A 19,777-nucleotide genomic window follows, 5' to 3' on the forward strand; every position below is an offset into this window, starting at 1 on the left:
ACCGTTCGCTCCAAGGGCGGTTCCGGCCTGGCGAGGGCGTCGCTGAACAAGGGGGAGCGCCATGACCGCCAAGATGGCCTACGGGGCTGAGCGTCCCCTCACCGACGGAGAATGGGCCGCCCTGTCCGACGGACTGGCCGCCGCCCTCGCCAACGCCGGCGTTGAGCCGCGCATCGTCGCCAGGCCGGCCCTTGGCGCGCGCATCGCCGCCCTGTGGCGCGGCGGCGCAACGCCCACCCTCGCCTGGAAGCAGACCCTCTATTGGCCCGACGCCCTCCAAGACTTCGCCGCCCCTGACGCCTGGCGCGACATGGCCCTGCTCCAGCATGAACTGCATCATCTCTGGGAATACGCCGTGGGGGACCTGACCTGGTTCAGCTACGGCCTGGACCCGCGCAACTGGCGCTATCGCTACCGCCTGACGCCGCGCTCCCGCTGGTCCGATTTCGGCGCCGAGCAGCGCGCCTCCATCGCCGAGCACCTCTGGCTGATCGATCACGGCCACATGAGCGGCGCAGACGACGCCGACCTCCGTCGTCACCTGCTGCCGTGGCGGCATCTGATTTGGTGAGCGACCGGACCCGGGGCTTGCACCGCCCGCAACCGCCTTTCAGGATCGCGCGATGTGCAACGAATTCCAGAAGCGATATTCCCGCTTCCTGATCTCCGACCGGTTCGCTCAGATCAAGATACCCCTCCGCTGGGCTGATGCGGAGGCCAACACCCCGCTGGACACGCCGGTCAGGCCGACCGACCGGGCGACGATCATCAGGCCGATCGACGCCGATCATCCGACCGCCGGTCTCGAGGGTTTGGACATGCGCTGGTGGATGGTCCCGTCCTTCCACCGGGGCGCCATGAAGGACTGGCGCACAATGTGCACGAACGCCCGGGTAGAGACCGTGAACTCTGCGCCGACATTTCGTGAGGCCTATCGACGGAGACGCTGTCTCGTCCCGCTCACCAGCTTCATAGAATATTCCGAACCGCCCGGCTGGACGAAGGGGAAGCCCAAGCAGCGGAACGAGATCGAATGGGAAGACGGCGACGTCCGCTATTTCGCTGGGCTGTGGGAAAGATCCACTCCGTCGGACATGCCCGAGGGCGTCGAGACCTTCGCCTTTGTCACGGGTCCGGCGGGCCCGGATGTCACATCGATCCATGATCGCTGCCCGGCGGTCCTTACCATCGCGCAGGGCATGGAATGGCTGGGCCTCGATGGCCCTGGGAAGTCGGCGCTGGAGCAACCTGCTCCGCCTGGAACCTTCACGGTGAAACTCAGCCCGCGTGAAAGCTTGATGTCAGCAGAGATGCGGCGAGCGATCTGATAGGTAGGGGCGTCCCCTAGAGCGAACGCGAGTCCCCCATCGCCATGGAAAAAGTGCCTATGACGGCCCAGGGCTATCGCGCCCTGGACGAAGACCTGAAGCGGCTGAAGACGATCGATCGGCCCGCCGTCACCGTGGCGATCGGCGAGGCGCGCCTCCACGGCGACCTCAAGGAGAACGCCGAGTACCACGCCGCCAAGGATCGGCAGGGCTGGATCGAAGGCCAGATTGTCCAGATCGGCGACATGATCGCCCGCGCCCAGGTCATCGACGTCGCCAAGCTGTCCGGCGCCCAGATCAAGTTCGGCGCCACCATCACCCTGATCGACGAGAAGACCGAGGAAGAGACCCGCTACCAGATCGTCGGCGAGCACGAGGCCGACGTGAAGCAGGGCCGCCTGTCGATCACTTCCCCCATCGCCCGCGCCATGATCGGCAAGGAGACCGGCGATGTCGTCGAGGTGAGAAGTCCCGGCGGCTTGAAAGCGTACGAGATCGTGAAGGTGGAGTGGATCTGAGGCGGCCCGCAACAAAACGCCAAGCCCGCCAAGACTCCAGCGCCAGCCGCGCCCGGTCCGCGCCATTCTCTTCGACAAGACGCCGGAGACGAACTGGGCGCTCGCGTGGCACCAGGACCGCTTCATCGCCGTGCGCGAGCGGATCGAGCCATGGCTTCGGCCCTAAGCGAGAACTACCGCTGCTGTAGCGATTTCCGTCGCGACTGGGGTGTAGATATCCACGTTCGATCCCTGTGCGCGCAGAGTTACGACCAAGGCGTAGCGAACCGTCTCGTCATAGCGCTCCAACTGAGGCTTTTCCTTCCACCAGCCCCCGACTGGGAAGATCCCCACTGCGTCCCGGGCAGCGAGGTCTGCGGCCGTGCCGCGCCAGATGTCGGAATGGATGGAGCCCTTGTCGCGCAGCGGCCCGAGCATCCACTGTTCGTCCACCGCCGGACCCCGCGGTGCTGGCGCGGCCAGGAGATCAAGGTACGCGTCGTCGGCATCCTCGGCCCGCTCCTCCTCCCGGGCGGACTGGTTGATCCGCGCGCGAAATTCGTCGACGGTCTCGGTAGCAGTCTTCACCCGAAAGCGTAGGCCGTGGGAGGCATAGCGATGGCGGCGCGTCCAGCCGCGCTCCCCCGGATTCGGCTCGATGAAATATGAGAGGGTCGCGCGCATCTCGACTGGCGCGGCGCCCAGGCCCTCCAGCTCTGCCCGCGGCCAGGGTAGCCGGTGCAGCTTCATGTCCCGCGTCTTCGGCGGCCGACCCTGTTCGCGGATGAAGGGCTGGAGCCGATCCTCGACGATGAGGGTAAGGTCGTTGCGGGCCGAGCGCAGGGCCCGATCGAGATTCGGGACCCCATAGCCGTAGCGGCGAAGCAGGGCCTCAAGCTGCGCCTTTCGGCCGTGGCACCCATCGATCCGGGCCCACATAGCGGGCGTCCATTCGGCGGCGTGCACGATCAGCGCGCGGACGGTTTCGGGCCAGGCGTCCGGCTGGCTGGTGAGGATTTGCGCCGCCATGCGTGCACCGAGCGCTGCGGCCGCGCTGGTATCGCTGAGGGTGGTGAAATGGCGCCGCTCATGCCGGAAAAACGTGGTCAGGAGTTGCAGGTCATCGAGAGCAACGCCCGCCTGTGCGCCATCATGGGCGAGGTTGCCGCCTTCGAAGACTACCTCCGGCTTGATCGGCCACTGCCGGTCCCAGGTCACGGAGGTGCGGCTCCGGGGCGACAGCTCGCCGGCGGGGGCAACGGGCCGGTGCCCCGCATAAACTGGATCGACCACATCCACCCGCTCAGTGAAGGCACCCACTGTCAGCGCGTTCCACGCCTGAGCTGGGTCCTCAACCGGCTCGACGTCGTTGCGCACCAAGTGATCGGCAGGCGCTAGATCCTCGCGGATGTTCCCGGCGGCGACCACCAGAAGCCGCTGGGCGGCCTCCTCGCCGCAAAGCTGGTCTACCGCCGCCGACCAGGAGGACGGCCGGCCCCGGGCGACGCTGTTGCTGGTGATCGCAAGGGTCACCACACGGCGGCGCTCTGGCGCCTGAATCTCCACCCGGGCAATCGCCTCGGCGGTGATCGCCCCGAACAGGTCCGCACCGTTGTCATCGCCTTCGGGAGGAAGGATGCGCACGCTTTCCAGCCGATGGGTGGGCGCGACCTCGTCGCGGCCGATCAGCACCGGCGTCAGGTCGCCATAAATAGCGATACCGGCCATGCGGGTCCCGTGGCCGTCCCATCGGGGTGAGTCATCTGCGCCCCAGGCTGGGTTGATGGTGTGCTGATCCCCTGGCAGCAGTATCGGCGAGATCAGGGGATGTCCGCGGCCGACGCCGCTGTCCAGCAGACAGACGGCGACGGCCTCGCTTGCCGGTGGGCGAAGGCGCTCCAGAGTCTCATCCGTCCATGGGGTCTGCTCTGCGCCTCCCAAGCCCATGAAGAAGGCAGGGCTGTCCTTGGCGCGCCGCAGCTCGGCCACCACATCAGTGTGGGCTATTAGGCGATCGAGAGTAGCCGCTTCGGTGAGCGCCAGAACCACCTCGCGTTCTGGAAACCGCACGGCATGGGGCCGCAGGCCGATCCCGAGGGCGCGGGCGACCCGATCGAAATCCTCGCGTCGCCCATCCCTTAGCCAGACCTCCCACCAGACCCGCTCAGCTCGATCCTCGGGAAAGAGCCCTAAGGGGTCGGTGAAGAGAGAGTGGGCTGTGGCAAGGCGCACGGTGTCTATGCGCGAAATCAGCGGTTCATTGCTGGGCCGGCCGCGTTCGGTTTGGGTGGTGCGATATGCCTCCACCTTGTCAGCGAAATAGCTGCTCGCCCTCTCCGGCACGAACACCGCCGCTGTGAGCGCGCCATCCACCCCAGCGGAGGGGCGGACCGCCACCACCTCCATCTGTTTGCGCCGGTCGGCCAGCTGATCGATCACCCCGGCCGAGCCCTGGGGAATCTCGATGTCGAGATAGAAGCCCCGCGCCCCGGCCTCGAAGGCCGCATCGCGGGCCGCCATCTGCACCAGAGCCGCGCCCACCGCTTGGGCGATGGCCTCGCCGAGACGCGCGGCGTGCTCGGCGCGCTGGCGTCGCGGCAGGACTGGCGGGTCCATGGTCTGGTTTGGCCGCCGATAGGCTTCCGTCGCCCCGCCGCCGTTCAGATATAGATGCGGCCGGTCCCGCGGATACTCGTCAGCCATGCTGGACCGCTAGTCGATCGTCATGGCGCGCCTGCGTTCGGCAACAGCATCGAGCAGGGCCGCTGTAGTCACTTGAGGCGCGCTGGTGAGGATGGTGGTCTTCGCAGCGCTCTCGGCGGCGCGGACCACTTCCGCTTGGCTGAGCCCCGCCGCCGCTGCGCCAACCTTGGTCCAGGCCAGTCCCTTTGTGTCAAAAGTCGAGAGCCGGCGTTTCAGTATCTGGGCGATCAGAGCCGCATCAGGCAGGGCGTAGGTAATTACGTCATCGAAGCGTCGGAACAGGGCTTTGTCGAGGAGTTCAGGGTGGTTGGTGGCCGCCACAATGAGGCCCTGGCTATCGTCCTGCTCCAGGAACTGCAAGAATGAGTTTAGCACCCGGCGGATCTCGCCCACATCCTGGCGCGCGTTGCGCTTCGCACCGATCGCGTCGAACTCGTCGAAAAAGTATACCCCACGGCTGGTGTTCATGGCGTCGAAGACAAGCCGCAGCTTGCTGGCTGTTTCTCCCATGAACTTGGTAATCAGGCCGTCGAGGACGACAGTGAATAGCGGTTGGTGCAACTCGCCGGCCAAGGCCGCGGCGGTCATGGTTTTGCCGGCACCGGGCGGGCCGACTAGTAGCAGCTTGCGCCTCGGACGCAGCCCGTGCTCCCGCAGGCGTTGCTGCTGACGTTGCTCCAACAAGACACGCGAAAGGGGCTCGGCCAGGCTGGCGGGCAGTACCATGTCGCCGAGACGTACGTCCGGATAGCGCGCACTCAGTAGGCCTGCCAGGTCGCCCTTCGGTTGGGCCAGAGGGATGGCGGCGCTGCGGCGAGGCGAGGCGGGGCCGTGTCCCTTGGCGGCATCCACCAAATCACGGATCTCCTGGGCCAGCTTTCCGTGGCCCTGACGGGCCTCGTGCGCGGCGAGCTGCATTGCCGTGGACAGGAACCGCTCCTGGTCCTCGGCGAGATGGCTCTTCAGGAGCGTCATGATGTGGCGTGCAGTCGTCATGATACCGGTGGAAGGCGCACTGGAATTGGCCGAGTCGGGAGCCTGGGCACCTGCTGCCGAAGTTAGCGCCCAAGGCACCTTCTGTATCATTAATTCACGGCAGCGCGCGGTCGCGGCGCTTGGCAGTAAGCCCTGCGAAGTCCCTTACGCGGTGAGGGTTGGCGTATTGGTCTGGCTTGATCCAATGTGGGCGGACCTTCCCAAGTTGCCGTCGGATCAGGAATTTGCCTCCGCCGACTACTAATTTCGGACGCCATATAGTGGACCCTTCGCTGGGAGTTAGAGTGGCGTCTCAAGCGTCTTAAATCGAGCTCCCTGCCCCAGAGCGGACCCCGCCAATGGCTCTAGCTAGCCAAAAACGGACGCACCCGCCCGCAGACGACTTGTCGCGAGCCATTCTATTGTTCTATATTTGTTCTCATGTCGCTCCACGACCGCCACAAGGAATTCGCCGCCGAGCTCGCTGAAGCGGGGATGGCTTTGGCGCGGGACATCGCCGAGGCGGCGCTGAAGGCTGAGGCGGTGGCGGACAAGATCGCCCTGGCCGGCGCCCATGAGCGCTTGGCGCGGTCGGTGCGGTTGACGATCCAGCTCTGCGAACGGCTGGAGCGCAACGCAGCGCAGGCCGAACGGCCAAGCGACCAGCCGGATATCACCGCCCTGGAGCGGCGGCTCGCGCCGCAGCTGGACCTGCGCAAGGCGCAGGTGCGCGCGGCGGTGCGGCGCTCGATCGAGCAGGACTATGAGGGCGAGGACGCCGAGATCCTGGAGCGGTCGCTGGAGGGGCTCCTCGAGGAATGGGCGCTCACCCGGCGCTTCCTGGACGAGCCGCCCATGGCGATGGTGAGCGTGCTGCGCCGCAAGCTCAAGCTGCCCGACGACCTGCGGGTCGAGCTGCCGCAGGCCGCCCGCGCCGGGCCGTCCTGAGCCTTGATCCGGCTCGCCAGACACCCGGCTTGCCCCTAACCTCCGCCCATGCTTGCCGAACTGCTGGTCGCCACGGCCATGGTCTGCGCCACGGTCCTCATCCACGGGTGGGGGCTCGCGATCCTTGGGCGCTGGCTGGACGACGACAGCGACGCGCGCGAGATCCGCTGGGGCTCGACGCAGGCGATGGTCTTCACCATGGCCATGGCGATCGGCATCTTCGTCCTGCACGGGGTGGAGATCTGGCTCTATGCGGCGCTCTACCATGCGATCGGCGCCGTGCCCGACCTGCGCACCGCCGTCTATTTCTCGACCAGCACCTATGGCGCCATCGGCTTTGGCGACGCCGCCATCGCCGACGCCTGGCGCCTGCTCGGCTCCATCGAGGGCATCAACGGCATCCTGTTGATCGGCTGGTCGACGGCCTTCTTCGTCACCTTCATCACGAAGTTCCGCACAGAACACCGTAAACGTCATAAATAGAGCGCATGTGGAACGGGGGGTTGTTGAGGAACCAACGCGTCTCCCTTGCGCTTCGCAGCGCACAATCCTATCGTTTAGCCCCCCGACCGCTTGACCCCGCGGCCGGACGGTATCTCGTATAGTCCTCCCACCTCCCCTGGGGCCGAGCTCGAGTTCATCACCTAATATGGAAAAAGTCCCGATGACCGCCGGGGGCTATCAGACCCTCGACGACGAACTGAAGCGTTTGAAGACCATCGAACGGCCGTCGGTGATCGCCGCCATCGGCGAGGCGCGCGCCCATGGCGACCTCTCCGAGAACGCCGAGTACCACGCCGCCAAGGAGCGCCAGGGCTGGATCGAAGGCCAGATCGCCGAGATCGAGGACCGCATGGCCCGCGCCCAGGTGATCGATGTCTCCAAGCTCTCGGGCAGCCAGGTGAAATTCGGCGCGTCGGTCTCGGTGATCGACGAGGACACCGAGGAAGAGGCCCGCTACCAGATCGTCGGCGAGCACGAGGCCAATGTGAAGGACGGCAAGATCTCCATCATCTCGCCGCTCGCCCGCGCCATGATCGGCAAGGAGCCGGGCGACGTGGTCGAGGTGCCGACCCCCAGCGGCGGCAAGTCCTACGAGATCACCAAGGTCGAGTGGATCTGAGCGAGGCCGTCCAGCCTGCCCGCCGGCCTCTTTCAATCTGGGCCGTCTCCGACGGCCGCGCCGGCATAGAAGCCCAGACCCTGGCGCTCGCCGAGGCCGTCGCCCGCGCGCAGCCCGCCGGGATCGTCGTCAAGCGCGTCGCCTGGCGCGCTGGCCTCGGCCGCCTGCCCACCGCCCTGATGATGGCCCTGCCCCGCGCCGCGACGGCGGCGGACCTGGCGGCGCCCTGGCCGGACATCTGGATCGCCGCCGGCCGCGCCGCGCTGCCGCTCAGCGTCCACATGCGCCGCTGGTCGCCCGGGACCTTCGTGGTCCAGGCGCAGGATCCGCGCTGGCCGCCCGCGGCCTTCGACCTGGTCATTCCCCCGGTCCACGACGGCCTCTCCGGCCCGAACGTCTTTCCGATCATCGGCGCGCCCTCGCGCATGACCGCCGAACGCCTGGCCGAGGGGCGGGCCCGTTTCGCCGCGCCCCTGGCGCCCCTGCCGCGTCCCCATATCGCCGTCGCGGTCGGCGGCGCCTCGGCCGCCTACGACCTGCCCCGCGACCAGGCCGCGATCCTGGCCCTGGCCGTTCTGCAGACGGCGCAGGCGACCGGCGGCTCGATCCTGCTCACCTTCTCGCGCCGCACGCCGCAGGCCGCCAAGGCCGCCATGACCGAGGCCCTGGCCGGCGCCGTGCTGGAGGGGCGGGCCTGGATCTGGGACGGCGAAGGCGAGAACCCCTACGCCGCCTTCCTGGGCAGCGCCGACCATGTGCTGGTGACCGAGGATTCGGTGAACATGGCGCTGGATGCGGCGGCCACGAACGCGCCCGTGCAGATCCTGCCCTTGCGCCCGCGTTCCGACCGCGCCGCCGCCAAGTTCCGCGCCTTGCACGCCGACCTGCAGGCCTCCGGCCGGGTCCGGCCGTTCGGCGGCGGGCTGGAGCGCTGGCCCGTCGAGCCGATCCTCGAGGCCGATCGCGCGGCCGCAGAGATCCTGCGGCGGTTCGACGCCAAGGCTGGGGACCTCAAGGTTGGACTTGATCCCGCCACCGGCTCGCGCCAACGAACCTCATGAGCGACACTCGCGTCCTGTTCTTCGTCAACGCCGGCCCAGAGGTCGGCGGCGGCCACGTGCTCCGCGCCCTGGCGCTCGCCCAGGGGCTGGAGGCCCACGGCGCGTCCTGCGCCATCGTCGGCCCGGCGCCCGTGACCCAGATCGTCAACGCCTTCGCCCCCGACGCCGCCGTCCTGGAGTCGATCGGCGGCAGCGCCCGCGAGCTGCTGCACGCCGCCGGCGCCCGGCCCTTCGACGCCGTCGTCTTCGACCACTTCGGCCTGGCCGAGGTCGACCACAGCGCCATGGCCCAGGGCCGCCCGGCCCTGGTGGTCGACGAGCTGGCCGACCGGCCGCTGTTCGCCGACATGGTGCTGGACTGCGGGCCCCAGCGCCGGGCCAGCGACTATGATGGTCTGATCCCCACCGGCGCGCGCCTGCTGCTCGGACCGCAGTACGCCCCCGTTCGGCCGGAGTTTCCCGCCTTCCGCCAGGCCGCGCTCGGCTGGCGCGGCGAACCGGTGCAGCGCATCCTGGTGTCGCTGGGCCTCACCGACATCGACGGCGTCACCGGCCAGGTGGTCGAGCGCCTGCGGCCGCGCCTGACCACCGAGGGCATCGACGTGGTCCTGGGCGCCGGCGCGCCGAGCCTGGCCGGCGTCACCCGCCTCGCGCGCCGCGACACCCGCCTGGCCGTCCACGTCGACACCCCGCACATGGCGCGCCTGACCGCCGAGGCTGACCTCGCCATCGGCGCGGCCGGCTCCTCCACCTGGGAGCGCTGCACCCTGGGCCTGCCCAGCCTGATGCTGATCCTGGCCGACAACCAGCGGCCGGTGGCCCGCGCCATCGCCGAGGCGCAGGCCGGCCTGGTGGTCGATCCGGCGGAGCCTGATTTCCCCGATCGTTTCGACCGCGCGCTCATGCGCCTCCTGGCTGACGCCAACCTGCGGCGCGATCTGGCTCAGCGCAGCGCCGACCTCTGCGACGGCATGGGCGCGGCGCGCGCGGCAGACGCCTTCCTCGCCCTGATCGCGGCGAAGCGGCGCTAGTAGACGGTGGGCGGCCGGTGATCTTCCAGCTTCGGCGCATGGCCGGCGAGAAGGCCCAGGGCGACGCCGGCGCCCAGGCCCGCCACCACGCCCACCGAAATGATCCGGGCGCCCAGGCCCAGCGCCAGGCCGGCGCCGAGCGCCATTCCGGTCAGGGCGACGACGCCCATGGCTTTCGTCTTGTCGTCCATCGCATCACTCCAGAATCGCACCTACATTACGGTCATGGTTGAAACTCGTTCCGAACCCCGCTCCGTAAGGTGCCTGATCGTGGGCTCCGGCCCTGCAGGCTACACCGCCGCCGTCTATGCGGCGCGCGCCCTTTTGAACCCCGTGCTAATCCAGGGCATCCAGCCCGGCGGCCAGCTGACCATCACCACCGACGTGGAGAACTACCCGGGCTTCGCCGAGACCGTGCAGGGCCCGTGGCTGATGGAGCAGATGCAGGCCCAGGCCGAGCACGTCGGGACCGAGATCATCAACGACCTCGTCACCTCCGCCGACCTCTCCCACCGCCCCTTCCACCTGAAGACCGACAGCGGCCAGGAGTGGCTCGCCGAGACCCTGATCATCGCCACCGGCGCCCAGGCCAAGTGGCTGGGTCTCGACAGCGAGCAGGCCTTCCAGGGCTTCGGCGTCTCGGCCTGCGCCACCTGCGACGGCTTCTTCTACCGCGGCAAGGAGGTGGTCGTGGTCGGCGGCGGCAACACGGCGGTCGAAGAGGCCCTGTTCCTCACCAACTTCGCCTCCAAGGTCACCGTCGTGCACCGCAAGGGCGAGTTCCGCGCCGAGAAGATCCTCCAGGAACGCCTGTTCGCACGCCCCAAGGTCGAGGTGATCTGGGACAACGTCATCGACGAGGTTCTGGGCGACAAGGACCCCATGGGCGTCACCGGCGTGCGGCTGAAGAACGTCAACTCCGGCGAGACGCAGACCGTGGACTGCGCCGGCGTCTTCATCGCCATCGGCCACGCGCCCGCCTCGGCGCTGTTCGCCGGCCAGCTGACCATGGACGCCTCGGGCTATCTCAAGGTGAAGCCGGGCTCGGCCGCCACTGAGGTCAAGGGCGTCTTCGCCGCCGGCGACGTCACCGACGACGTCTACCGCCAGGCCGTCACCGCCGCCGGCATGGGCTGCATGGCCGCGCTCGAAGCCGTCCGCCTGCTGGCCGAGGAAGACCACGCCCGCGCCGGCCACCCGATCAGCCGCCACGAGGCCGAGCGGATCGGCGCCTGGTGACTTTTGAAGTCCGCATCGACGACCTTACGGATCCCAGGACCAAGGGCCTGCTTGCCGTCCACCTGATGGGCATGCAGGCCAACTCGCCGCCGGAGGCCGTCTTCGCCCTCGACCTCTCCGGCCTGCAGGATCCGGCGGTCACCGTCTGGAGCGCCTGGTCGGGCGAGCGCATCGCCGCCGTCGGCGCGCTGAAGATGCTGGGCGACGGGACGGCGGAGGTGAAGTCGATGCGCACCGACAAGAGCTTCCTGCGCCAGGGCGCGGCCGCCGAGATCCTTGAAATCATCATATCCGAGGCGAAGGCCCGTGGCCTCACGCGGCTCAGCCTGGAGACCGGCTCAGGCCCGGCCTTCGAGCCGGCGCTTTCGCTGTACCGCCGCCGCGGTTTCGTCGATGGCGGCGCGTTCTCGGACTACGCGAAGAGCGACTTCAACCAGTTCCTGCACCTGGACCTTACTTCAGCCGACCCTTCCTGAAGCGCTCCTGAGCCTCGGCTCGAGCCTCGGCGCGCACCCGCTTGAGCTCGCCCTTGTCGGCGGTTTCGCCCGGCGCGGCCATGGCGTCGGCGGCGAACTCCAGGTCCATCAGCTTCAGGCGCTTGATCTCGTCGCGCAGCCTGGCGGCTGTCTCGAACTCCAGGTTGGCGGCCGCCTCGCGCATGCGGCTCTCGAGATCGCGCAGCGTCGTCTTGAAGTTGTCGCCGACGAAGGGCTGCGACCCTTCGGCGACGCCGGCCGGGATGGTGACGTGGTCGCGCTCATAGGGGCTGGCGAGCAGATCCTTGATCTGGCTCTTCACGCTGGCCGGCGTGATGCCGTGGGCGGCGTTCCACTCCTCCTGCTTCTCGCGCCGACGCTTGGTCTCGGCCATGGCCCGTTCCATGGAGCCGGTGACGGTGTCGGCGTAGAGGATCACTCGGCCGTCGACGTTCCGCGCCGCCCGGCCGATGGTCTGGATCAGGCTGGTTTCGGAACGCAGGAAGCCTTCCTTGTCCGCATCGAGAATCGCCACCAGCCCGCACTCAGGGATGTCGAGCCCTTCGCGCAGCAGGTTGATGCCGATCAGGGCGTCGAAGGCGCCGAGCCTGAGGTCGCGGATGATCTCGATCCGCTCCAGGGTATCGACGTCGGAGTGCATGTAGCGGACCTTCAGGCCCTGCTCGTGCATGTATTCGGTCAGGTCCTCGGCCATCTTCTTGGTGAGGACGGTGATCAGCGAGCGGTAGCCCTTGGTGATCGTCTGGCGGACCTGGTCGATCACGTCGTCGACCTGGCTGAAGCCGTCTTTGGAGACCGGCTTGACCTCGACGGGCGGATCGATCAGGCCGGTGGGGCGGATCACCTGCTCGGTGAACACGCCGCCGGACCGTTCCATTTCCCACGACCCCGGCGTGGCCGACACATGCACCGTGTCCGGCCGCATGGCGTCCCACTCCTCGAACTTCATCGGCCGGTTGTCCATGGCCGACGGCAAACGGAACCCGTACTCGGCCAGGGTGAACTTGCGTCTGTAGTCGCCCCGGTACATGCCGCCGATCTGCGGCACGGTCTGGTGGCTCTCGTCGACGAACAGCAGGGCGTTGTCAGGAATATATTCGAAGAAGGTCGGCGGCGGCTCGCCCGGCCGGCGGCCTGTCAGGTAACGGCTGTAATTCTCGATGCCGGCGCAGGACCCCGTCGCCTCCATCATTTCGATATCGAACGTTGTCCGTTGCTCCAGCCGTTGGGCCTCAAGCAGCTTGCCGTTGGCGACCAACCAGTCGAGGCGTTCCTTGAGCTCCTCCTTGATGGAATTGATCGCCTGCCGCAGCGTCGGCCGCGGCGTCACATAGTGGCTGTTGGCGTAGATCTTGATGCCTTCGAGATCGGCGGTCTTGCGGCCGGTCAGGGGGTCGAACTCGGTGATCGTCTCGATCTCGTCGCCGAACAGGCTGATCCGCCAGGCCCGGTCCTCATAGTGGGCCGGGAAGATCTCGAGGGTGTCGCCGCGCCGGCGGAACGTCCCGCGCTCGAAGGCGGCGTCGTTGCGCTTGTATTGCTGGGCCACCAGGTCGGCCATCAGCTTCTTCTCGTCGATCTTGTCCCCCGGCGTCAGGGTGAAGGTCATGGCCGTGTAGGTCTCGACCGAGCCGATGCCGTAGATGCAGGAGACGGAGGCGACGACGATCACGTCGTCGCGCTCAAGGATCGCGCGGGTCGCCGAGTGGCGCATGCGGTCGATCTGCTCGTTAATCGAGGAGTCCTTCTCGATGTAGGTGTCGGTCCGCGGCACGTAGGCCTCGGGCTGGTAGTAGTCGTAGTAGGAGACGAAGAACTCGACGGCGTTGTCCGGGAAGAAGCTCTTGAACTCAGAATAGAGCTGGGCGGCGAGCGTCTTGTTCGGCGCCAGGATCAGCGCCGGGCGCTGGGTCTGCTCAATCACCTTGGCCATGGTGAAGGTCTTGCCGGAGCCGGTGACGCCTAGCAGCACCTGGTCGTGCTCGCGGCCCTCCAGGCCGGCGACAAGTTCGGGAATGGCGTTCAGCTGATCGCCGGCCGGTTCGTAGTCGCTGACCAGTTTGAAGGTCCGCCCGCCTTCCGACTTGGCGGGGCGCGCCGGCCGGTGCGGCTTCCACAGCATCGGCATGGTGTTTTCGTCATAGTCGAAAACAGCCGACATATCGGCGACGCCAGACGCTGGCGCTGCGGGGTCAGGACGCGGGGAACGAGGCATGAACGGAAGGTAGGACGCCCAACGCCGGAACGCCAGTCCGCGCGGCCATGGCGGGACCCTGCGACAAGCCGCCGCCATGGCTCCGCTTGCCAAGCCGTCGCCAGACCGTCATAAGCCGCCCCGTACTTTGCCGTCGCCTGTCCCACCGAGTCCCGGACAGGCCAGCCGGCGACCCGCCGCCAGCATGAGCAGGGGCGCGTCGCGGCGACAAGTTTCCGGGGGGCGCCTTGCCCTCGCCGCGCAGGACGCGATTTTGCAATTCTCCATAGCCGCATGCGCCAATCGGCGCGTGCTGACCGGCGTCATCGCCGGCGCAACCGCTGGCCTCATTCTGGGGGCGGGCCTTGTCCAGAACGGACGTATCGAGGCGCCGGCCCGCATGCCCGCACCGCTGCTCGGTACAAGTCTCGGCTTGAACGCGCCAAGTGGTCTGACGACCATCGCGGCGCCCGCCCGTGATCGCAGCCTGCAACTGGAAAGCGGCGCCAGCGAGCTCAACTGTCTGACCCAGGCGGTCTATTTCGAAGCCCGTGGCGAGACCCAGAAGGGTCAAGCCGCCGTCGCCGAAGTCATCCTGAACCGGGTCAAGCACCCGGCATTCCCTAAGACCGTGTGCGGGGTCGTCTACCAAGGCGCGGCGACAGGGCGGGGATGCCAGTTCAGCTTCGCCTGTGACGGCGCGGTCGAGCGGGTCAGCGAGGACGGCGCCTGGCGCCGCGCCCATCGCATCGCCGCCCAGGTGCTGGCCGGCGTGGTGCTGGCTGACATCGGCGGGGCCACCCACTTCCACACCACGGGGGTAAGCCCGGCCTGGGGCGACCGCATGAGGCTCGTCACTCGCGTCGGCACACATATCTTCTATCGCTTCGGCGCGCCGCGTCTCGCCCCTCCGCCGACGTTGATCGAAGCGGCCGAGCCGGAGGTGCAGTTCGTCAACGCACCATCCGCGCCACAGATCGTGGTGACGGCGACGCCTTTAGCGGAGGCTGCGCCCGCGCTCGCGGCGGACGCGCCGGCCCACGCCGTCGACACCGCCGCCAACGCCACGGAAGCGCCGCGCGCGTCCTAGCGGTTCTGGACGTTGCCTGAGCGGCTGGTGTTCTGCTTCAGATTGCCGAAGCGGCCCTGCTGGTCGAGGTTTGTGTCGCCATCGCCCGCCTGCTCTGACTGCAGGCCGGTCTCGCGATCGCGACGGCCGATGTCGGCGCCCTTGATATTCGGCTGACCGCCGCCCTGTTCCTTGGGGATCGGTGGGGCTTTGGAACCCATGGTCTTTCCTCCTCGGTTGAGGATGGAGAACCAGGGACAGACGGGGATAGTTCCCCCTCAGGCCTCGTCCAGGCCGATGTCCAGCACCGCCGCGGAGTGGGTGAGCGCGCCCACGCTGATGACGTCGACGCCGGTCTCGGCGATGGCGCGAACCGTTTCGAGGTTCACACCGCCGGACGCTTCGAGGACCACGGCGCCCGCCACGCGGGCCACGGCGACGCGCAGGTCTTCCAGGCTGAAGTTGTCCAGCATGATGACGTCGGGGCGTTCGGTCAGGGCCTCACCCAGCTGGTGCAGGCCGTCGACCTCGACCTCGACCTTGGTGAGGTGGCCGGCGAAGGCGCGGGCGCGGCGGATGGCTTCGCCTACCGAGCCGCAGGCGGCCACGTGGTTGTCCTTGATCAGGATCGCGTCATCCAGGCCATAGCGGTGATTGACCCCTCCGCCGCAGCGCACGGCGTACTTCTCCAGGGCCCGCAGGAGCGGCGTGGTCTTGCGGGTGTCGACGATGCGCGCCTTCGTGCCGGCCACCGCATCGGCGTAGAGGCGCGTCAGGCTGGCCACGCCGCTGAGGCGGCCCAGCAAGTTCAGGGCGACCCGCTCGGCCGAGAGCAGCGCGCGGGCGTTCGCCTGGACGGTGGCGAGCACCGTCCCCGGCGCCAGGGCGTCGCCGTCGGCGACAAGGGCGGTGAACTGCGCCGTGGAATCCAGTTCGAGGATCGCAAGCCTGGCGCAGTCCAGGCCGGCGACGACGCCCGGCTTGCGGGCGGCGAAGACCGCGGAAAACCGGGCGTCGGCGGGAATACAGGCTTCAGAGGTGATGTCGCCAGCGCGGCCCAGGTCTTCGGCCAGGGCCGCCTGCACCAGGGGTCGGATGAGGGTGTCAGGCAGCGGGCTGATCATTCGGCGGCGAACTTCAGGGCCGATCTGGCCTCGACCTCGTTCAAGGTGACGAAGGTTCGGCGCGGCGCACCGGGTCGAGGCGCATCGAGACGGAAATGGCCTCCACGGCTCTCGACGCGCGCGATGGCGCAGGCCGCAACGAGGCGGGCCGCGGTCAGGGACGCTGCTCGGCCGTGCACAGCCTCAAGCGCATCGATTTCCGCGAGCAGGTTGTCGAGGCCCCTTGCGTCGCGCAGGACGCCCGCGTCGCGGCTCATGGCGCGGCGCAGGGACTGCAGCGCCTCACGGGGCAGCAGCGGGGGGACGACCACCGATTGCAGCGCAGCACTGGATCCAACCGCCTGGGCGGCGGCGCAGCCGGCGCGGGCGCCGAAGACAGCGGCCTCCAGCAAGGAGTTCGAGGCCAGCCGGTTGGCGCCGTGTACGCCGGTAGAGGCGACCTCGCCAACGGCGAACAAGCCCGGAAGGGACGTCGCGCCGTCCGCGCCCGTGGCGATCCCGCCCATGTGATAGTGGCAGGCGGGCGTCACCGGGATGGGTTGGGCGCGCGGGTCGACGCCTGCGGCCATGCAAGCGGCGAAAACGGTCGGGAATTCCTCAGCGAAGTGCGCCCCGGCCGCCTCACGACAGTCGAGGAAGGCGCCCCGGCCGGCTGCGCGTTCGGCATGGATAGCGCGCGCCACCACGTCGCGCGGCGCGAGTTCGGCGTCAGGATGGTAGTCCGCCATGAAGCGGCGGCCGGCGCGGTCAACCAGAAAGGCCCCCTCCCCGCGCAGCGCCTCTGTGACGAGGGGCGCAGGATCGGCGCCGACGTCGAGCGCCGTCGGGTGGAACTGGACGAACTCCGGATCGGCGATCACGGCGCCCGCCTGGGCCGCCAGACCCAGGCCCTCGCCGATCAGTTCAGCCGGCGTGGTGGTGAGCGCATAGAGGCCGCCGATCCCGCCGGTGGCGAGGATGACGGCATGGCTGCGGATCTGGACCAGGGCGCCGTCGGCCTCCGCGACGACCCCGACGACGCGGCCTTCCACGTCCTTGAGCAGAGCCCGCAGGCGATAGCCGGCGCGAACCTCTATATGGGGCGCGGCGAGGACGCCGGCGATCACGGCGCCCATGATGGCTGCGCCCGCCTGATCGCCCTTCACCCGGGCGACGCGGGCGCGGGAGTGGGCGGCCTCCAGGCTCTGGTGGAAACTGCCGTCGGCGTTGCGATCGAAGGGCGCGCCCAGGGCGGCGAGCGCCCGCACCGCGGCAGGGCCTTCCTCGGTCAACACGGCGGCCATGGCGGCGTCGACCAGACCCGCGCCGGCGGCGATGGTGTCGGCGGCGTGCAGGGCCGGGGCGTCATCCTCAGCCAGGGCGGCGGCCAGGCCGCCCTGCGCCCAGGCCGACGACGCGCCGGACCCGAGGGCCGCGCCGGTCAGGACCAGCACAGGCGTCGGCGCGGCGGCCAAGGCGGCGCTCAGGCCGGCAAGGCCCGCGCCGACGACCAGCACGCCGTCGTGACGGAGTATGTTCACCTCAGATCAGCTCGACGTCGACGTGGTGACGCGCCTTGACCAGGTCGTAGCGGGCCGGGATCGCCGGCGGCGGCAGGTCGATCATGCGCTGGACCGCTAGGCGGGCGCGTTCAGCGATGTCCTCGTCCACGGTCACTTCATAGCGATCGTAGAGCAGGGCCTCGTAGATGTTCTCCAGGCTGATCCGCTTCATGTGCGGGCACAGGTTGCAGGGCCGGACGAATTCGGTGTCCGGCGCGTCGGCGGCGACGTTGTCGGCCATGGAGCATTCGGTGATCAGCACCACCTGCTTGGGCTTACGCTGGATCACATAGTCGTTCATGGCCGCGGTCGAGCCCGCGAAGTCGGCGACCTCCAGCACTTCGGCCGGGCATTCAGGATGCGCCAGGACCTCGGCGCCCGGATAGGCGGCCTTGAGGTCCAGGATGTCTTCTGCGGTGAAGCGCTCGTGCACTTCGCAGCGGCCCTGCCAGGCGATGATCTTGATATGGGTCTGGCGCGCGACGTTGCGGGCGAGAAATTCGTCGGGAATCAGGATGACCCGGTCGGTCCCCCACATCCGCGCGGCCTCCTCCACCACCTGGACGGCGTTGGCGCTGGTGCAGCAGATGTCGGTCTCGGCCTTTACGTCAGCCGTGGTGTTCACATAGGTGACCACAGGCACGCCAGGATAGCGCTGCTTGATCAGTCGCACGTCGGCGCCGGTGATGGAGCTCGCGAGCGAGCAGCCGGCAAGCAGATCCGGGATCAGGATGGTCTTGTCCGGCGACAGGATCTTCGAGGTCTCGGCCATGAAGTGCACGCCGGCCTGGACGATGATCTTGGCCTTGGACTTGGCCGCCTCCTTGGCCAGCGCAAGGCTGTCGCCAACGAAGTCACCGACGCCGTGGAAGATTTCTGGCGTCATGTAGTTGTGGGCCAGGATCACCGCGCCCTTCTCGGCCTTCAGGCGGTTGATCTCGGCGATCAGGGGGGCGTGCAGGCGCCATTCGATCGGCGTGACCTGGCGCTTTACCTTATCCCAGGTCCCGGCCGTCGCCGCTTCCACGGCGGGGGTGAAGTCGAACTGCGAACCGTCGGCGGGCATGAACCCCTCCTTATGCTCAAAATGAGCATTTCCCCGTCCTGAAAAAACGCCCGATGCGGGAGCGCCGGGCGTCGGCGGGCCAGTTATGCTCTTTCTGAGCAAAACTGGTGAAAGACATATAGCGCACTCAGATTAGGGCGCAAGCCAAAGCCACGGCCAAGCTTTCCCATCCTCCTGCGACCGAATATGGAGAAGTGCGGAAACCTTTCGTCTTTTCGACCACTTGAGGGCTTTCGGCGCAGATCGGATCGCGTGTCAAAAATCTTTCAAACGATCGCCGGAACAATTTCGCTCGCCGCCGCAGTCCTCTGCGCCGCCTGTGCGCCGGCGTCGCGACCCTTAACGCCCGATGAGACGAGTTTCGCGCGTTCGGGCCTAGCCGACCAGAAGATCAACGACCTGATAGGGAGCCTCGATCCGGCGACGCGGGCCTTGGCGGCGCGTCACGACCCGTACCGGCGCCAGGTCGACGGCTGGGGCCGGGCGGAGGGTTGGACCAGCCTGTCCGTGACGACGCCGCCCGATCTGGGCTTTGGTGAAGTCCAAGGCAGTTCAGCCATCGAGATCAATGCGATCCGTCCCTTCGCCGGCCTGCCCGTCCGGCCGATGAAGCCGTTCGTATTGAAGGGCGAAGCAGACGACCGCGCCCGCGCGCTGACCTGCCTGACCCAGGTGGTCTACTACGAGGCGGCGCGCGAACCCGGGGCGGGCCAGCAGGCGGTGGCCCAGGTCGTGCTGAACCGTCTGCGCCACCCGGCCTATCCGAAGTCGGTGTGCGCGGTGGTCTACCAGGGCTCTGCGCGGACCACCGGGTGCCAATTCACCTTCACCTGCGACGGCTCACTGCGGTTCACGCCGGAACCTGACCTGTGGCGACGCGCCCAGACCGTGGCGCGCCAGGCGCTCGCCGGCCACGTCGATCGCCAGGTCGGATCAGCGACGCATTATCATGCGATCTACGTCGCCCCCTATTGGGCGCCCACCCTGGTGAAGATGCGCCAGGTCGGCGCGCACATCTTCTACCGATGGACCGGACCCTGGGGCGAGCCGCCGGCGTTCACGGGCCAGTATGCCGGACGCGAGGCGATCCTGAGCCCAGCGGTGCTGGCCGGCGGCGACCCTCGGACCGAGGGACTGATCGCCCCGGAGCGACAAGGCATTCCCGCGGAGAAAACCATCACCCTGGGCGTCGCCGGCGAAGTGAAAACCTACCGGATGGTCGATGCGGAGGCTGCGGAGGGGGCCCGCACACGGGTCCGCGGCGTGCTCTACGCGCCCAGGCGTCAGCCGACGCCTGAGGAGGTGAAGGCGATCAACGAAAAGCTGGCGGGGGTGGAGCGGAAGATGGACCAGGAACCCTAGCCTTCACCCTGACTTCCCC

At 68.2% G+C, this 19,777-nt stretch carries 20 protein-coding genes; 12 read left to right on the plus strand and 8 right to left on the minus strand.

What is annotated here, in order from left to right; genetic code table 11:
* Positions 1-61: 61 nt before the first annotated feature.
* The 3 genes from BN1313_RS12295 to greA (BN1313_RS12305) are packed head-to-tail and all read left to right on the plus strand — an operon-like array spanning position 62 to position 1,846.
* A complete protein-coding gene (locus BN1313_RS12295) occupies positions 62-571 on the plus strand; it encodes a hypothetical protein (RefSeq protein WP_091741070.1) in 510 nt (169 codons plus the stop codon).
* Between the two features lie 52 nt (positions 572-623).
* The gene (locus BN1313_RS12300) at positions 624-1,328 is read left to right on the plus strand and encodes an SOS response-associated peptidase (RefSeq protein WP_091741073.1); all 705 of its coding nucleotides are present in this window, start codon (positions 624-626) and stop codon (positions 1,326-1,328) included.
* A 44-nt stretch (positions 1,329-1,372) separates the two neighbouring features.
* Positions 1,373-1,846: a transcription elongation factor GreA gene (gene greA / locus BN1313_RS12305; RefSeq protein ID WP_091741076.1), complete on the plus strand. Its 474-nt coding sequence runs from the start codon at positions 1,373-1,375 to the stop codon at positions 1,844-1,846.
* Positions 1,847-2,008: 162 nt separating this feature from the next.
* On the opposite strand, the gene BN1313_RS12310 is transcribed toward greA (BN1313_RS12305), so the two are convergent.
* Positions 2,009-4,528 carry a S8 family peptidase gene (locus BN1313_RS12310; RefSeq protein ID WP_091741079.1) on the minus strand — a complete coding sequence of 840 codons (2,520 nt, stop codon included), beginning with the start codon at positions 4,526-4,528 and terminating at the stop codon, positions 2,009-2,011.
* A gap of 9 nt (positions 4,529-4,537) precedes the next feature.
* Entirely contained in the window at positions 4,538-5,503 is a 966-nt protein-coding gene (locus BN1313_RS12315; RefSeq protein WP_245620185.1) for an AAA family ATPase, read from the minus strand.
* 441 nt (positions 5,504-5,944) lie between these two features.
* On the opposite strand from BN1313_RS12315, the gene BN1313_RS12325 reads away from it, so the two are divergent.
* From BN1313_RS12325 to pseG, 5 genes are all read left to right on the plus strand, one after another.
* A complete protein-coding gene (locus tag BN1313_RS12325; protein WP_091741088.1) occupies positions 5,945-6,451 on the plus strand; it encodes a hypothetical protein in 507 nt (168 codons plus the stop codon).
* Between the two features lie 48 nt (positions 6,452-6,499).
* Entirely contained in the window at positions 6,500-6,934 is a 435-nt protein-coding gene (locus tag BN1313_RS12330) for an ion channel (protein WP_091741091.1), read from the plus strand.
* 166 nt (positions 6,935-7,100) lie between these two features.
* Positions 7,101-7,574, plus strand: a complete 474-nt coding sequence (gene greA, locus BN1313_RS12335; protein ID WP_091741093.1) for a transcription elongation factor GreA — start codon at positions 7,101-7,103, stop codon at positions 7,572-7,574.
* Positions 7,565-8,635, plus strand: a complete 1,071-nt coding sequence (locus BN1313_RS12340) for a mitochondrial fission ELM1 family protein (RefSeq protein ID WP_245620186.1) — start codon at positions 7,565-7,567, stop codon at positions 8,633-8,635. The genes greA (BN1313_RS12335) and BN1313_RS12340 overlap by 10 nt, the downstream gene beginning before the upstream one ends.
* Entirely contained in the window at positions 8,632-9,666 is a 1,035-nt protein-coding gene (pseG, locus tag BN1313_RS12345; protein WP_091741096.1) for a UDP-2,4-diacetamido-2,4,6-trideoxy-beta-L-altropyranose hydrolase, read from the plus strand. The genes BN1313_RS12340 and pseG overlap by 4 nt, the downstream gene beginning before the upstream one ends.
* Here the strand turns inward: pseG and BN1313_RS16355 are convergent.
* Positions 9,663-9,857: a hypothetical protein gene (locus BN1313_RS16355; protein ID WP_141653139.1), complete on the minus strand. Its 195-nt coding sequence runs from the start codon at positions 9,855-9,857 to the stop codon at positions 9,663-9,665. The genes pseG and BN1313_RS16355 overlap by 4 nt on opposite strands.
* Positions 9,858-9,891: 34 nt before the next feature.
* Here BN1313_RS16355 and trxB point away from each other — a divergent pair, with 34 nt between their 5' ends.
* Positions 9,892-10,905, plus strand: coding sequence for a thioredoxin-disulfide reductase (gene trxB / locus BN1313_RS12350; protein ID WP_091742678.1), 1,014 nt, complete (start codon positions 9,892-9,894; stop codon positions 10,903-10,905).
* Complete coding sequence (locus tag BN1313_RS12355; RefSeq protein ID WP_218054363.1) at positions 10,902-11,381, plus strand: GNAT family N-acetyltransferase; 480 nt, start codon at positions 10,902-10,904, stop codon at positions 11,379-11,381. The genes trxB and BN1313_RS12355 overlap by 4 nt, the downstream gene beginning before the upstream one ends.
* Here BN1313_RS12355 and uvrB read toward each other — a convergent pair.
* Positions 11,359-13,617 carry an excinuclease ABC subunit UvrB gene (gene uvrB / locus BN1313_RS12360; protein ID WP_091742680.1) on the minus strand — a complete coding sequence of 753 codons (2,259 nt, stop codon included), beginning with the start codon at positions 13,615-13,617 and terminating at the stop codon, positions 11,359-11,361. The two genes, BN1313_RS12355 and uvrB, sit on opposite strands and share 23 nt — an antisense overlap.
* A 253-nt stretch (positions 13,618-13,870) precedes the next feature.
* Here uvrB and BN1313_RS12365 point away from each other — a divergent pair, with 253 nt between their 5' ends.
* Positions 13,871-14,686: a cell wall hydrolase gene (locus tag BN1313_RS12365; RefSeq protein ID WP_245620187.1), complete on the plus strand. Its 816-nt coding sequence runs from the start codon at positions 13,871-13,873 to the stop codon at positions 14,684-14,686.
* Here BN1313_RS12365 and BN1313_RS12370 read toward each other — a convergent pair.
* From BN1313_RS12370 to nadA, 4 genes are read right to left on the minus strand one after another with little or no spacing between them, the layout of a single operon-like run.
* Entirely contained in the window at positions 14,683-14,886 is a 204-nt protein-coding gene (locus BN1313_RS12370; RefSeq protein ID WP_091741103.1) for a hypothetical protein, read from the minus strand. The genes BN1313_RS12365 and BN1313_RS12370 overlap by 4 nt on opposite strands.
* A gap of 57 nt (positions 14,887-14,943) precedes the next feature.
* A complete protein-coding gene (nadC, locus tag BN1313_RS12375) occupies positions 14,944-15,789 on the minus strand; it encodes a carboxylating nicotinate-nucleotide diphosphorylase (protein ID WP_091741106.1) in 846 nt (281 codons plus the stop codon).
* Positions 15,786-17,309, minus strand: coding sequence for an L-aspartate oxidase (locus tag BN1313_RS12380; RefSeq protein ID WP_091741109.1), 1,524 nt, complete (start codon positions 17,307-17,309; stop codon positions 15,786-15,788). Before BN1313_RS12380 ends, nadC begins: the two co-directional genes overlap by 4 nt.
* Position 17,310: 1 nt before the next feature.
* Positions 17,311-18,396 carry a quinolinate synthase NadA gene (nadA, locus tag BN1313_RS12385; protein ID WP_091741112.1) on the minus strand — a complete coding sequence of 362 codons (1,086 nt, stop codon included), beginning with the start codon at positions 18,394-18,396 and terminating at the stop codon, positions 17,311-17,313.
* 252 nt (positions 18,397-18,648) lie between these two features.
* Between nadA and BN1313_RS12390 the strand changes: the two genes are divergently transcribed.
* Positions 18,649-19,758 carry a cell wall hydrolase gene (locus BN1313_RS12390; RefSeq protein WP_176696001.1) on the plus strand — a complete coding sequence of 370 codons (1,110 nt, stop codon included), beginning with the start codon at positions 18,649-18,651 and terminating at the stop codon, positions 19,756-19,758.
* Positions 19,759-19,777: the final 19 nt, after the last annotated feature.

This window comes from Phenylobacterium immobile (ATCC 35973) (assembly GCF_001375595.1).
Lineage (GTDB): Bacteria > Pseudomonadota > Alphaproteobacteria > Caulobacterales > Caulobacteraceae > Phenylobacterium > Phenylobacterium immobile.